The 13,153-nt window shown below is 69.9% G+C and carries 12 protein-coding genes; 3 read left to right on the plus strand and 9 right to left on the minus strand.

What is annotated here, in order from left to right; translation table 11 throughout:
* The 6 genes from NL1_RS17035 to NL1_RS17060 all read right to left on the minus strand — a co-directional run.
* Positions 1–688, minus strand: a 688-nt coding sequence (locus NL1_RS17035) for a DoxX family protein (RefSeq protein ID WP_156094910.1), incomplete at its 3' end; no start/stop codon positions are given.
* Positions 689–865: 177 nt separating this feature from the next.
* Complete coding sequence (locus NL1_RS17040) at positions 866–1,756, minus strand: alpha/beta fold hydrolase (protein ID WP_067840522.1); 891 nt, start codon at positions 1,754–1,756, stop codon at positions 866–868.
* A 142-nt stretch (positions 1,757–1,898) separates the two neighbouring features.
* Complete coding sequence (casG, locus tag NL1_RS17045; protein ID WP_067840524.1) at positions 1,899–3,575, minus strand: steroid-24-oyl-CoA synthetase; 1,677 nt, start codon at positions 3,573–3,575, stop codon at positions 1,899–1,901.
* Positions 3,576–3,609: 34 nt separating this feature from the next.
* Positions 3,610–4,650 carry an NAD(P)-dependent alcohol dehydrogenase gene (locus NL1_RS17050; RefSeq protein ID WP_067840652.1) on the minus strand — a complete coding sequence of 347 codons (1,041 nt, stop codon included), beginning with the start codon at positions 4,648–4,650 and terminating at the stop codon, positions 3,610–3,612.
* An 8-nt stretch (positions 4,651–4,658) separates the two neighbouring features.
* Entirely contained in the window at positions 4,659–5,810 is a 1,152-nt protein-coding gene (locus NL1_RS17055) for a serine hydrolase domain-containing protein (RefSeq protein WP_067840526.1), read from the minus strand.
* Between the two features lie 4 nt (positions 5,811–5,814).
* Complete coding sequence (locus NL1_RS17060) at positions 5,815–7,182, minus strand: flavin-containing monooxygenase (protein WP_084510684.1); 1,368 nt, start codon at positions 7,180–7,182, stop codon at positions 5,815–5,817.
* A gap of 180 nt (positions 7,183–7,362) precedes the next feature.
* Here NL1_RS17060 and NL1_RS17065 point away from each other — a divergent pair, with 180 nt between their 5' ends.
* Together NL1_RS17065 and NL1_RS17070 are read left to right on the plus strand one after the other, a co-directional pair.
* Positions 7,363–7,989, plus strand: coding sequence for a TetR/AcrR family transcriptional regulator (locus tag NL1_RS17065; RefSeq protein WP_067840529.1), 627 nt, complete (start codon positions 7,363–7,365; stop codon positions 7,987–7,989).
* Positions 7,990–8,143: 154 nt separating this feature from the next.
* Positions 8,144–8,899, plus strand: coding sequence for a DUF6319 family protein (locus NL1_RS17070; protein WP_067840531.1), 756 nt, complete (start codon positions 8,144–8,146; stop codon positions 8,897–8,899).
* Between the two features lie 61 nt (positions 8,900–8,960).
* Here the strand turns inward: NL1_RS17070 and NL1_RS17075 are convergent, their stop codons facing one another.
* The 3 genes from NL1_RS17075 to NL1_RS17085 are packed head-to-tail and all read right to left on the minus strand — an operon-like array spanning position 8,961 to position 11,676.
* Positions 8,961–10,517, minus strand: coding sequence for a GGDEF domain-containing protein (locus NL1_RS17075; protein WP_067840532.1), 1,557 nt, complete (start codon positions 10,515–10,517; stop codon positions 8,961–8,963).
* Complete coding sequence (locus NL1_RS17080) at positions 10,517–11,086, minus strand: hypothetical protein (RefSeq protein WP_067840654.1); 570 nt, start codon at positions 11,084–11,086, stop codon at positions 10,517–10,519. The genes NL1_RS17075 and NL1_RS17080 overlap by 1 nt, the downstream gene beginning before the upstream one ends.
* Before the next feature lie 5 nt (positions 11,087–11,091).
* Positions 11,092–11,676, minus strand: a complete 585-nt coding sequence (locus NL1_RS17085) for a pyruvoyl-dependent arginine decarboxylase (protein WP_245673336.1) — start codon at positions 11,674–11,676, stop codon at positions 11,092–11,094.
* A 172-nt stretch (positions 11,677–11,848) separates the two neighbouring features.
* Here NL1_RS17085 and galK point away from each other — a divergent pair, with 172 nt between their 5' ends.
* A complete protein-coding gene (gene galK, locus NL1_RS17090) occupies positions 11,849–12,958 on the plus strand; it encodes a galactokinase (RefSeq protein WP_245673338.1) in 1,110 nt (369 codons plus the stop codon).
* Positions 12,959–13,153 lie beyond the last annotated feature (195 nt).

Here is a 13,153-nt window from a genome sequence, read left to right on the forward strand (position 1 = left end):
CCGCGCCGCGCTCCTTGGCCACGGCGGCGATCGCCGCGCCGCGCTGCCTGGCGGCGGCGGCCCACTCGGGTCCGTGGGTCTGCACGGTCTCGGCGAATTCCGAGCCCCTGGTCACGGCGGTGTCGCCGAGCGACCTCGCGCGCACCGCCGCATCGTGCGCGTGCTGGCGCAGCGACTCACCGCCCGAGCCCTCGGCGGCCGCGCCGAAGGGCAGCGCCGCTGAGACCGTGGCGGCCGCGTTGCGGGCTGCGCGCCTGCCGCGCCAGCCGAGCGACGGCTTGCCCTCGGTATCGGCGGCGGCGATCAGCAGCCCGCCGAGCAGGCTCATGTCCTTGAGGAAGGCCGTGCGCTTGGCCGCCTTCCGATCCGGGTCCTCTTCGGCCCAGAAGTCCTGCTCGGTGACGGTGGCGGGCACGACCGTCGCCGCGAGCACGAGCGAGGCGAGGCGCGGTGCCTTGCCCAGCGCGAGGAGGACGCCGCCGGAGACCTGCGCGATGGCGTTGATCCGCACCACGGTGGCCGGGTCGGCGGGCAGCTTCGCGGCGACGTTGTCCGGCAGCGAACGCTCCCCGCGCTGGACGAGTGCCGCGGCGGTCTTGGCGCGCGGTTCCGGATGGATCAGGGTGTCGACCCCGTCGGCGACGAAGGCGGTCGCCAGCAGTGGCCGGGCTAGTCGGCGCAGCAACATGAACGTCAACCCTTTCCTCGATGGCTTATCGACCGGGTTCCCGTGGCATAGATCGCCAAACACCAAGATCAGCTTACCCCGGGCGCGGTCGATCCCGGGGTGACAGCGCACGTCAGCAGGTCGAGGCGGACTTCGGCACCGGCCGCGGCATGCGTCGATTTCGGACCGGCGCGCCGGTCACGAACTGCGCGGCAGCGACGTGTCGGTACGCGCCGCGTGCGGACGGCTCGCCCCGTGCGGACGGATCTCGGGCGCGGCGAGGAAGTCGGTGATCACGGTGGTCACCGTGGTCGGGTCCTCCACCATCGGCAGATGGCCGCAGTCGGGGAGCACCACGCTGGTGTGCGGATGCAGTGTGCGATCCAGGACGGCGCCCGCCGAGGCCGAGAGGATGTGGTTCTGCTTGCCCCAGATCGTGCAGATCGGCGGGAAAGCGGGCCCGGGGGTGAACTCGTCGAGGACGCGGAACGACGGGAAATCCTGCACGAGACCGTGCAGCGCTCGCAGCCTGCCGCGATCGCCCCAGTGCGCCTTGAGCCGCCGCGAATGCTGCAGGCCGAGGCGCTTGCCGCGCGCGCCGAGCTGGTTGGCGATGATCAGCGAGATCACCTTGTCGGGCAGCGCGAGCCGCTCGGCCAGCGGCGCCAGCGGCAGCTTGGCGTCCACCCAGGCCAGGCCCGCCTGTTCGCCCTTGCGCACGGTGTTGCGGGTCAGCGGGCTGACCAGCACCAGCGCGCGCACGTTCGACGGATGTGCCATGGCATAGCCGAGCGAGGTGGCGCTGCCGAGGCAGTTGCCGACCAGGATCACGTCGGCCAGGTCGTGCGCATCGAGGAAGGCGCCGAGCATGCGCACGTACTCGTCGAGCCGGTAGCCCGCGGCCGGTTGCTCCGATTCGCCGTAGCCGGGCAGGTCGAGTGCGAAGACTTCGTGATCGCGCCGCAGCACCGCCACCTGATCGTCCCAGATATGTCGCTGCGTTCCCGCGTTGTGCAGCAACACGATCGGCGGCCCGCTGCCGATGCGATCGAAGACTACGGTCCGGCCCTGGTGCGCGAAAGTCGCCACGTCGCCTCCTTGCGAGTGGTGCGGCGTACGACGTGCACGCCTGATTCACAAGGTAGACCTCTCTATGGCGTCGGGTCGACCCCCGAATCCAGGGCCATCGGACCGGTCGGTTTGCCGATGTTTCCGTGCGGAACGGACTCCGTCACCCCGCGGCGTCGGAGAGCGTTTCGGCAATGCCCGCGCGAATCACCTTTCCGGTCGCGTTGCGGGTGAGTGGCGTGGTCGTGAGCCGCCAGACGGCGGGCACCTTGTAGTAGGCCAGCCGCTCCCCGGCGAACGCGCGCAGATCCGCCTCGGTGACCGTCGCGCCCTCGTTCACCACCACGAGAGCGGCGACCTGCTGGCCCAGATCGGCGTCCGGCACGCCGACGACGGCGCTCTCCTGAACCTCCGGGTGTTCGTCGAGACACTGCTCGACCTCGGTGGGATAGACGTTCTCCCCGCCGCGCAGGATCAGATCCGATCGCCTGCCGGACAACCGCAGCCTGCCCTCCTCCAGGACGCCGATGTCGCCGGTGCGCAACCAGCGATCCGAGGTGATGGCCGCCGCCGTAGCCTCGGGATCGTTCCAGTAGCCGAGCATCACGTAGGGGCTGCGCACCCAGATCTCGCCCTCGACGCCCGCGCCGACCGGCTCGCCCATCGGGTCGCGGATCTCCAGGCTCACTCCGATCACCGGGCGGCCCACCGTGTCCGGGAACGCGGCGAGTTCTGCGGGAGCGGCGATGGTGGCGGCGGTCGAGCACTCGGTCATGCCGTAGCTGGTCACCAGCGCGGTCCGCGCGACGGGCAGCTGCTGCCGCAATCGATCTTGCAGCGCGGCCGAGGAGGGCGCGGAGTTGAGTGAGAAGGCGGCCAGCGAGGACACGTCGTAGGCGGAGAGGTCGGCCTCGAGCAGCCGAGTGGCCATGGTCGGCATCGCGCCCCAGTTGCTGATGCGCTCGCGTTCGATCAGCCGAAGCACCCGGTCGGCGTCGAAAGCGCCCTGGTAGATGACGGCCGTGTCGCCGGTGGCCATCCGCGGCAGCACCAGATTGTGCAGGCTGGCGATGTGGAACAGCGGCGAGGTGAGCAGGAAGCGCCTGCCCTTGGGGCCGCCGTCGTCCACCCCGCCCGTGAAGGCCGCCGCGAGCGCGTCGTTGAAGCGGTGGTAGTCGATGACGGCCAGCAGGTTCCGGTGCGTGTGCACCGCGCCTTTGGGCCGCCCGCTGGTGCCGCTGGTGTACAGGATGACGGCCGGATCGTCCTCGGCGACGGCCGTATCGGGCAGCTCGCCCGCCGCGAACTCGGCCACCAGGTCCGGGATGTCGCGCTCCATGGTGAGCACCGGAACGTCGACGCCGAGGCCGGCGACCTGCGCGGCCCGCTTGGCGTCCGCGATCAGCACCGAGGGCGCGGTGTGCTCGAGACCGTAGGCGATCTCGCGCGGCGCCCACCACGCGTTGTAGCCGACCGCGATCGCGCCGAGGCACTGCGCGGCCCAGAACGCCACCACCCACTCGGGGGTGTTCGCCGCGAGGATGCCGACGCGATCGCCCTTGCCGACGCCGTAGCGGTCCCGCAGCACCCTGGCCAGCGCGCCCGCCTCGGCGGCGTGCTCGGCATAGGAGAGGCGCCGATCCTCGGTCACCAGGTAGTCGCGGTCGCCGAGCGCGACCGACGCCGCGAGCACCTCGCGCAGCGCGCGGCCCCGGTTCTTCACCACCGGCAGCGGCGCGCCGAGGACGTCCTCGACCGTCATCTCGAACGCGCCGCCCGGCCCGGTGAGCCGCCCGACGATGGTCGCTGCCAGCGCCTGCGGGTCCATGGATTTCGTCATCGAATATTCCTCGTCGTTCGTACGCGGTTCGGGTTCACGGGATCAGCACCGCTCGCCCGCGGATCCGCCCGTCCGCCAGGCGATCGAGCGCTTCGCGGCCGTCGTCGAGCGCGAAGGTCTCGACCTCGACCCGGAGTCTGCCCGATCGCGCGAGCGCGACGGACTCGATCAGATCGGATTTGGTGCCGCCGTAGGACTTTCGTACCGTGGCGCCCCACGGCCAGCCGGGGCCGCCCGCGGGCGCCGCGGTGAGTTCCGGCGCGCCGCCGCCGAGCCCGACCATCCGGTATGCGCCGTTGGGCGCCACACACTCGACCGCCAGGCGCGCGGTCTGCTCGGCGCCGACGAAATCGAACACCGCCTCCGCGCCGCGTCCCCCGGTCAGGTCGAGGATCGCCGCGGCGGTCCCGGCGTCGGCGAGCAGTCCTTCGTCGGCGCCGCACGTGCTTGCCACGGCAAGCTTGTCCTCGCTCACGTCCACCGCGAGCACCCTGGCCGCGGTGGTGGCGGCGAGGATCTGCACCGCGACGTGACCGAGCCCGCCGACCCCGATGACGACGGCTGTCGCGCCCGGCCGCAGCTGGTCGCGCGCGCCGTCGATCGCGTGATAGCTCGTCAGCGCCGCGTCGGCGAGCGGCGCGGCCTGGGCGAAGTCCAGCTCGCCGATCGGCACGAACGCGGTCGCCGGAATGCGGATGTACTCCGCCATGCCGCCGTCGGGACCGAGCCCGGGACACGGCGGCATCGCCGTGCGACCCGCGGCAAGGCACACGTTCTCGTTGCCGCGCACGCATTCCCGGCACTCGCCGCACGACCAGCACAGGTAGACGACACCGCGGTCGCCGACCTCCCGGCCGGTCACCCGGTCGCCGATCGCCACGACGGCGCCCGCCACCTCGTGGCCGAGCGTCAGGGGATCCTCGCGCAGCCGGAACGGTATCTCCAGCACGTGCAGGTCCGAATGGCAGATGCCCGCCGCGCCGACCCGCAGCAGCAGATCGTCGGGCCCGATCGACGGCACCGGTACCTCCCGCAACTCCAGCGTGCCGGGACCGGTCAGCTGCAGCGCTCGCATCATGGAAGTCATACCGCTCCCTCCCGCACGGCCGCGTAGGTCGCGCGTAAGTAGGCGTCGGCGCGAGCCGAGCCGAGGACGCCCGGCTCCATCTTGTTCATGGTGTAGGCGAAAGTGAGACGGTGGTCCAGGTCGTTGACCACGATCGCCCCGCCGTACCCGGCCCACCAGCAGACCCGGCCCTCGGGCACCGCGGGCGCGGTCTGCGGATGCGGCAGCCCGTAGCCGATGCCGAAACGCAGCGGCACCAGCAGCGCTTGGTCCACGCCGTCGGATTGCTGCTCGAAGATCAGGTCGATTGTCTTGTCCGACAACAGCTTCCGTCCGTCCAGCGCGCCACCGCAGGACACCAGGGACTGCACCCTGGCCACCGAGCGTGCGTTGCCGTGACCGTTGACCGCGCCGATCTCGGCCCCTTGCCACCCGGCGGTGGCGGTCTCGGCGACGTCGAGCAGCGGACTGGTGAGGGTCTTGACCAGAATGCTGTCCTGGTCGAGCGCCGCCATGTCGAACTGCACGGCAGGCGGCGGGATCAGTGGCGCGATGCGCGGACGGTGCTCGGGCCCGGTGCCGATGTGGAAGTCGGCGCCCAGCGGCCCGGCGAGTTCCTCGGCGAAGAAATGCCCGAGACTGCGCCCGGTGAGACGACGGACCACCTCGCCGACCAGGTGCCCGTAGTTGAGCGCGTGATAACCCGATGCGGCGCCGGGCTCCCACCACGGCGGCTGGGCGGCCAGGCGCGCGGCGGCCGCCTGCGCGTCGTAGATGTCGGCCAGGTCGATCGGCGGCTGCCACCCGGAGACACCTGAGGTGTGCCCGAGGATGTGCCGAATCTCGATGCCGCCCTTGCCGTTCGCGCCGAACTCCGGCCAGTAGTGCGCGACCTTCTGGTGCACGTCCAGCTCGCCGCGATCGACGAGCAGCAGTGCGCACAGCGCGGTCATGGTCTTGCTGATCGAGAAGACGTTCACAAGGGTGTCGGTCAGCCACGGCGCAGTGCGGTCCTCGTCCAGGTGCCCGCCCCAGAGGTCGACCACCGGCTCGCCGTCGATCGTCACGCAGATCGACGCGCCGAGCTCGGCGCCGGAATCCAGTTGGCGCTTCAGCTCCCGCCGTACGCCCTCGAAGCGATCGGCGCAGTATCCCGAGATGTCGCTCACGGCCTCACACCCGATCCAGCGCTCGGGCCGGCACCGGCAGCGCGTTCCCCGCCGCGGCCGCGCGCTTGGCGCCCCTGGCCATCTCGCGCTGCATATCGCGCACGTACGGCTCGAATTCGACCTGGATCGTGTGGCGCGGTGAGTCGTAGTAGCGGCCCGTGCGCGCGGTCTCGGCGGCGCGGATGTCCTCGCGCATCCCGTCCGGATCGGGCGGCAGATAGCGACCGGTCAGGTACGCCGCGACCAGCTTGCTCTGCTGCTCGGCGAAGTTGACCAGCGTGGGCAGCGGCTGGGCCAGTCCCAGGTAGAAGAGGTTGTCGATGCCCGGTTTCATCATCTGCTTGAACAGCGGCAGCCGATTGTCGCTGTCCGGCAACAGTTCCGGGTCGTCGAAGAACGGGAAACTGATGTGATAGCCGGTGGCGCAGACGATCACGTCTACCTCTTCCACGCTGCCGTCGGCGAAGCGCACCCGCGGCCCCTCCAGCGCGGTGATGGCGGGCTTGAACGCGATGTCGCCGCAGCCCGCGCGATGCAGGAACTCCTCGCTGGCCGAGGGATGCGCCTCGAAGGGCTTGTGATCGGGCGCGGGCAGACCGTAGAACTCCATCTCGCCGCGGAACTTTCGGACGAAGCGCTGCTTCATCTTCAGCGCGACCTTGCGCGGAATCCACGGCGGCATACGGCGTCTGTCGCCCACCGCGCCGTGCACGTATTTCGGTAGCACCCACACGCCGCGCCGGGCCGAGACCGTCAGCCGGGCGGCGAGGAAGCGCTGGGACAGCTCGGAGGCGATGTCGAGCCCGGAATTGCCCATGCCGACCACCACCACTCGCTTGCCGCGCATGTCGACCGGGTCGAACGGATCGTTGTAAGCGTGGCTGTGCATGAGCACGCCGTCGAATTCGCCAGGGTAGTCCGGCATCCGGGGATCCCAGTGGTGGCCGTTGCACACGATGAGCGCGTCGTAGGCGCGGGTGCGGCCGTCGGAGGCGGTCACCAGCCAGCGCCCGTCGGGCTGTCGCTCGGCCGCGGTGACCAAGGTGTCGAACAGGATCTTGTCGCGCAGTCCGAAATGGTCGACGTAGTTCTTGAAGTACTCGAACAGCTGCGCGTGGTGGGGGAAGTCGGGCCACTCGTCCGGCACCGGGTAGTCCTCGAAAGCCAAGCGCCACTTGGACGTATCGATGTGCAGGCTCTGGTAGCAGGCCGACATGCCGTTCGGGTTCTTGAAATACCAGTTGCCGCCGACCTCGTCGCCCGCTTCGAAACAGTCGAACGGGATGCCGTGGTCTTGCAGGCGTTTGGCGGCGGTGATTCCCGAGGGTCCCGCGCCGATGACGCAGACCCGGGGTAGTTGCTGTGAAGTCAAAGTCGATGTCCTCGTCTGGAGCTGCCGGCGTCGGCGGGCGCCGGAGGTGACCACAGACACCGCGCGAGCCGGTCGTCGCCGAAGTGACGTAGGCAACAAATTAACACTCACTAGACTGGCTGTCTAGTGAGTGACAGAATGTCTATTGGAAGTGCCGACGAGACGGAGTTACCGTTCACCATGCCGACCAAGTCGAACCCGGCCGGGCTCAGCCTGCGCGACGAACAGAAGCTCCAGACCAGGGCCAAGCTGCTGGAGGCCGCCAAGGAGCTGTTCGGCGCCAACGGGTATGCCGCGGTGCGGGTCGACGAGATCGCCGCCGCGGTCGGGTGCAGCCGCGCCACCTTCTACCTGCACTTCACCGGGAAGCTGGACATCCTGCGCGCGGTCGCCGCGCAATCCACCGCGCCCACCGCGCTGCATTTCTACGAGGATCTGGACCGGGTGCTCGACATCGGCACCCGCGAGGCCTTCGTCGGCTGGATGACCAGGGCCATCGCCTGGTTCCACGAGTACAAGGACCTGCTGCCCGCCTGGGACGAGGCGACCACGCTGGAGCCAGAGTTCCGCGAGATCGCCAGGCAGGGCTTCGCGGCCCTGCCCAACGCGATGACCTCCTACCTGGCCCGCTGGCCTGCCGAGCGCAGGGACGAGGCGCGGCTGCGCGTGGAACTGCTTGTCGCGCAACTGGAACGGTTCTTCACCCGATGGGCGATGCAGGGCACCATCGATGTCGACGCCGACAAAGCCGCCGAGGTGCTCACCGACATCTGGTTCCCCGCGCTGCAAGCGCCCGGCGCGACGTAGCGCCCTGCCTCGAAACCTGGGCGTAGCCCTGGGTTTGCTGGAGTGTTCGGGTTGCGGTGCGGCGGTACGAATTCGCGACGCCGTGTGAATCTGTCGGTGGCGTGCGGCATCATCTGTGCACGCAGACATCAACGAAGACCGCTCGGAGTGCCCCATGCCGTCGCCAAGAACCAAGCCCAAGCCGTTGTCCGACATCGAAATCGAGCAGATCGCCACCGAGATCGCCGGTGGCCGCCCGCCCATGGTCTGGTTCACCGCCGCCGCGGTCGGTGTGCCGGAAGGGCGTTCGGGCAAGGTGGTCGCGCTCGGCGATCCGTCCGACGGTGACTTCCTGCAGGTGCGGCCGACCGGTTCGAAGGATGTACTGTCCTTTTCTCCGACCGAAGTGACGTTGACCAAGCCGTCGCGGGATCGGGCGGCGACCGCACCACCCAGCCAGCCGAAGTCGACAACCAGGAAGGACTCCACCGTGACCCAGCCGTCGACCACGACGAGCGCACCGGCGCCGACCCCTAGCACCGCGCCGGTTCCCCCCGCCCCGAAACCCGTTGCACCGGTGTCGGAATCGAGCGGTCCGGGAGCGACCGCGCCCAAGCCCGCGGCTTCCCCCAAGCCGGCCAAGGCGCCCGCCGCGCGCAAGCCGAAGGCCGCCGAGGTCACGGTGACGCTGTCCGGAACGGCCGACGGCGAGTGGACGGTCGAGGTGGTCAACGGCAAGAAGCGCTCGGTGCGCGGGCTGCCGGTGAACAGTTCGGCGGTCGCGCAGGCGGCCAAGATCCTGCATCCGGAAGTGGCCGAGGTGGTCGCCGGAATCCTGGAGGCGGCGCGGGGCGCACAGCTGGCGAAGGTCGAGCAGTTACAGGCCGAGCTCGAGGAGGCCAGGCGGCTGCTCGAGGAACTGACGGACTGAGCCGGGTCGTCCGGCGGCGCCGGATCGTCCTGCGGTTCGGGGTTGCCCGGCGGTCGCGGTATCAGACCGCGGTGCTCTCGGCGTTGGATCGCCACGTCCGGGACTCGGTGTCGGAGGTGGCGGCGGCCGGGCGGCCCGCGGGTAGGTGCGGGTGCCGGAGGTCGTCGTGAAAGGCGTAGCCGAGCGAGTACTCCTTGGCGTGGTACATCGCCGAATCCGCATCCCTGATCAGGTCGTACACGGTGGCCTCGGGGTCGCGCGGACTGTCGCACGCGATGCCGACGCTGGCGGTGATCGGCACTTCGCCCGCGCTCAGTTCGAAGGGGCGGACGAAGGCCCCGAGTAGTCGTTCGGCGAGCACCGCCGCGTCCGGCTTGCCCAGCGGAGCCAGCACCACGAACTCGTCGCCGCCGTATCGGGCGACCGCGTCGTCGCGGCGCACCACCCGCCGGATTCGCGAGGCGGCGTTGGCGATCAGCTCGTCGCCGACGGCGTGACCGTAGCTGTCGTTGACCATCTTGAAGCCGTCCAGATCGATGAACAGCAGGCACAGCGGCCGATTGCGCCAGTGCGCACTATTGCGGTTGAGCGCGCGCAGCAGGGCCGCCCGGTTCAGCAGGCCGGTGAGCATATCGTGGTCGGCCTGGTACTGGGCCCGTCGCTCGCTGCGGGAGCTGCGCTGAATGGCCCGTTCGCTGCGCACCAGCACGCCGATGAGCAGCAGCGCGAACAGCGAGGACACCACCGCCCTGTCGACCGCGCCGAGACTGGAGCCGACCACCGGCACCAGCGAGGCCACGATCAGCGCGACCGCGATGAAGCTGGCGCGCTGCCGGGAATGGTGCGGATGGATGTGGCGCGGCGCGCCGAGGCTCGCCATGGTCGGGTGCAGCGCGGCGATGCCGACCGTGGCGTAGGCGATCAGCAGCGGCGTCAGCAGCACCTCGTGCCCGATCGTCGCGGTGCCCGCGGTCTCCAGGCTGTAGCCGAGATCGCCGACCAGCACGGCGACCATGGCCAGGTGCAGCAGCCGCAGCGAAGTCTCCGAGCGCGTGGCCGTGGCGACCGAGTGGGCGACCAGGGTCAGCAGCAGGGCGTCGAGGATCGGATACGAGGCCACGACCACCGTGGTCAGGGTGGTCGCGCGCGTTTGCAGGATCGGGGAGATGAGAAAGGTCCATGAGGCCAGCAGTGCGCCGAGACCGATCAGCGCCGAATCCAGCATCAGGTCGTAGTTGCCGCGCACCTGCCTGGGCCGCAGCCACAGCGTGGCGGCCACCCCGATGCCGAGATATCCGGTCAGCGTGCAGATGTCGTCGAGCGGGCTGATCGAGTCGTCGGCGAAATCGCGCAGCATGGTGCCGAGCGCGAAGAGCACCGCCGACAGCGACAGCAGGTACCAGGGCAGCGGCTGAGCCGGTCGATGGCGCAATAGCCCCACGCCGATCATGGTGAGCGCCCCCGCGACCACCGCCAGCATCGTCACCAGCGCGAGCGCACGGGACTCGAACACCAGCGGCACCGAGATCAGCGCCGTCCATCCTCCGAGAAGCGCTACGCACCAAAGGTTCCCGGTACAGTAGCCACGGTCGCTCGCCTGCTCTTCGCTGGATGTCATCAGCCCCCCTTGGTCGCTCCGTCCCCGGTGAACTGTGCGGCGTAGTAGGTCTGTGAATCCTCCACCGCGACTTCGACGTTCGTCTGCTCATCGAGCACCGCGCGAATACTGTCGGCGAACGAGAGCTGAGTGTTGTTGTACGAGCAGATGTCCCAGCCGACCGCAGCGCGTTCGGCCACCAATATCTGGACAACTGATTTGATCATGGCATGGAAGGCGGCCCCTTGTCGGGCACTTGGCGCAACAAGGGTGAATCCCGCGTAATAGATCGCATTGCGCGCGGCGTGCTCGGGATAGCGCGCGGCGAAATAGTCCGGACTGATCCAGGGCACCGTCTCCAAATGCCTGGTCAGCGTGGTCAGACCGATCGGCTCGCCCGACGCGGTGCGCGCGACGTGCTTGTGCACCCGGGGATCGATCATCTCCTCGTGGAACTCGTCGCGGTGCAGCACCTGCCTGGCGATAGCCTTGGTGCGCAGCGGGCCGAAGGCCTCCTCGTAGAGGCGGTGGAACATCTCGATCCGGTCGTCCGGGATCGTGGTCTCGACGGTGACGTGCACATCGCTCATCGCCGTCAGCTCCACGAGGTCGTGTGGTAGGCGGCAAGCACCACGGCGCAGGCCGGGTCGCCCGCGCAGCGGGTCTGGGCGATCGACAGCTGCACGGGGCCGAAGCCCTCGGGCCTGCGGTCGGTCATGTCCGCGAGGCTGGCGCGGATCAGCCCTTCGACCTCGGCCGCGTTCTCGCCCTCGTGCTCGACGAAAAGCCCTGCTCCGGAGCCGTCGTCGCGCAGTGCCCAGCCGACGCCGGCGGCGGCCGGACGCCCGATCTCGTCGGTGTGCTGGGCGGCGTAGACACAGTAGAGCCGATCACCCCAGGGGATCGGCTTGCGGACTCGGGCGGTGCGCTGCAACACGGCGCGCGGCGGGATCACCGACGACAGGCGAATCAAGTTCGCATCACCCACTCCCAACTCGCGCAGGGCTGCATCGAAGGCCGACATCGCTGTCGGACCCACCCCTGTCGCCGCGCCGATCTCGATCGTCAGTGGTGCCCCGGGGATTTGCCGGTTGTCACGCTCCGGCCTGCCCAGGGGCGGAAGTAGTCGATCGACCCACTGCAGCCCGAGCAGGCCGCAGCGTGGGGTGGTGTGAATCATAGTGCCCTCCCAAAACTCTCGGCCTAATTTGCAGGCCGATATTGCTTCGAATTCGACAATGCGTCACGATCGCGAATCGCGCACGCGCACCGGAGGAAAGCGATGCTGGGGCGGCGTGTCTCGTAACGTGTGGCGCAGACGGACGAGCTCCGAGTCGACAAGCGAGGCAGCAGTGCGGACATGGGTGGCGCCGGGCCGGGTGAACATCATCGGCGAGCACACGGACTACAACGACGGTTTCGTGCTGCCCATCGCGTTGCCCCTGGTAACGCGGTGCGCGGCCGAGCCGACCGACGACGGACTCGTCCGGGTCGAATCACGGCAGCGGCGGGGGGAGACGGTGCGGGCCGGGATCGGCGAGCTCGCCGCGGCGCGGGATCGGCTGCCGGGCTGGGCGCGGTACCCGTTGGGTGTTGTTGCCGAATTCGTACGGCGCGGGCATGCCGTTGGCGGGCTGATGCTGGACCTCGACGGCGCGGTGCCGATCGGCGCGGGACTGTCGAGTTCGGCGGCGCTGTCGTGCTCGGTGGCGGTGGCGCTGCGAGATCTGTTCGCGCCCACCGTGGTCGACCGCGAACTGATCGATATCGCGCGCGCCGCCGAGAACGACTACGCGGGCGCCCCGACGGGCGTGCTCGACCAGTCGGCGGCCATGCTGTGCACCGCGGGACACGCGCTGTTCCTCGACATCCGTCGCTTCACCGCCGCCGACGCCGGCTACGAGCAGATCCCGTTCGACCTGGCCGCTTTCGGCCTCGAGCTCCTGGTCATCGACACCGGGCAGCCGCACGAACTGGTGGACGGCGGCTACGCGCAGCGGCGCGCGCAGTGTGAGGCGGCGGCGGCCGAACTCGGTGTGCCCGCGCTGCGCGATGTCGACGCGGCGGATCTGCCGCGCATCGCCGGCGCGGTCGTCCGCCACCGGGCGCGGCACGTGGTCACCGAGAACGCTCGCGTCGTCACGGTTGCCGAGAAATTGCGGCAGGGCGCCGACCCGCGCGAGATCGGGCCGATCCTGGTCGCGGGCCACGCCTCGCTGCGCGACGATTTCGAGGTCTCGACGGCCGCGCTGGACACCGCGGTGACGGCGGCCCTCGACGCGGGCGCCCACGGCGCGCGGATGGTCGGCGGCGGCTTCGGCGGCAGCGCCATCGCGCTCGTCGACCGCGAGCGGACCGAGCGAGTGGCCGCCGCGGTCGGCGACCGGTTCGTCCGCGCGGGTTTCGCCGAGCCGCGCACGTTCGTCGTGGTCCCCGCCGACGGAGCGCGCCGGGAGTCCTGAATACGGCGTCCGCCGTGCCGTGTTGCTCGAGCTCCGGCGAATCCCCGAACCGGCGGACTCGCTGAGCAACCGTCCAGATTTGTGCGCGATTGTGCCCCGCCGGAGCGGCACAATCACGCACAGTGGAGGTACGGACACCGCACGATGCAGGACCGGTCGGGCGCGACCGGACGAAGTCCGTCCCTAGCTCCGCGC

The organism is Nocardia lijiangensis NBRC 108240, assembly GCF_001613045.1.
GTDB classification, from domain to species: domain Bacteria; phylum Actinomycetota; class Actinomycetes; order Mycobacteriales; family Mycobacteriaceae; genus Nocardia; species Nocardia lijiangensis.

Bases quoted from the DNA above. Each gene is read 5' to 3' on its own strand.
- casG (WP_067840524.1), bottom strand. From the start codon at position 3,575: ATGACGAAATCCATGGACCCGCAGGCGCTGGCAGCGACCATCGTCGGG.
- NL1_RS17065 (WP_067840529.1), top strand. From the start codon at position 7,363: ATGCCGACCAAGTCGAACCCGGCCGGGCTCAGCCTGCGCGACGAACAG.
- NL1_RS17080 (WP_067840654.1), bottom strand. From the start codon at position 11,086: ATGAGCGATGTGCACGTCACCGTCGAGACCACGATCCCGGACGACCGG.
- NL1_RS17050 (WP_067840652.1), bottom strand. From the start codon at position 4,650: ATGCGAGCGCTGCAGCTGACCGGTCCCGGCACGCTGGAGTTGCGGGAG.
- NL1_RS17085 (WP_245673336.1), bottom strand. From the start codon at position 11,676: ATGATTCACACCACCCCACGCTGCGGCCTGCTCGGGCTGCAGTGGGTC.
- NL1_RS17070 (WP_067840531.1), top strand. From the start codon at position 8,144: ATGCCGTCGCCAAGAACCAAGCCCAAGCCGTTGTCCGACATCGAAATC.
- NL1_RS17075 (WP_067840532.1), bottom strand. From the start codon at position 10,517: ATGACATCCAGCGAAGAGCAGGCGAGCGACCGTGGCTACTGTACCGGG.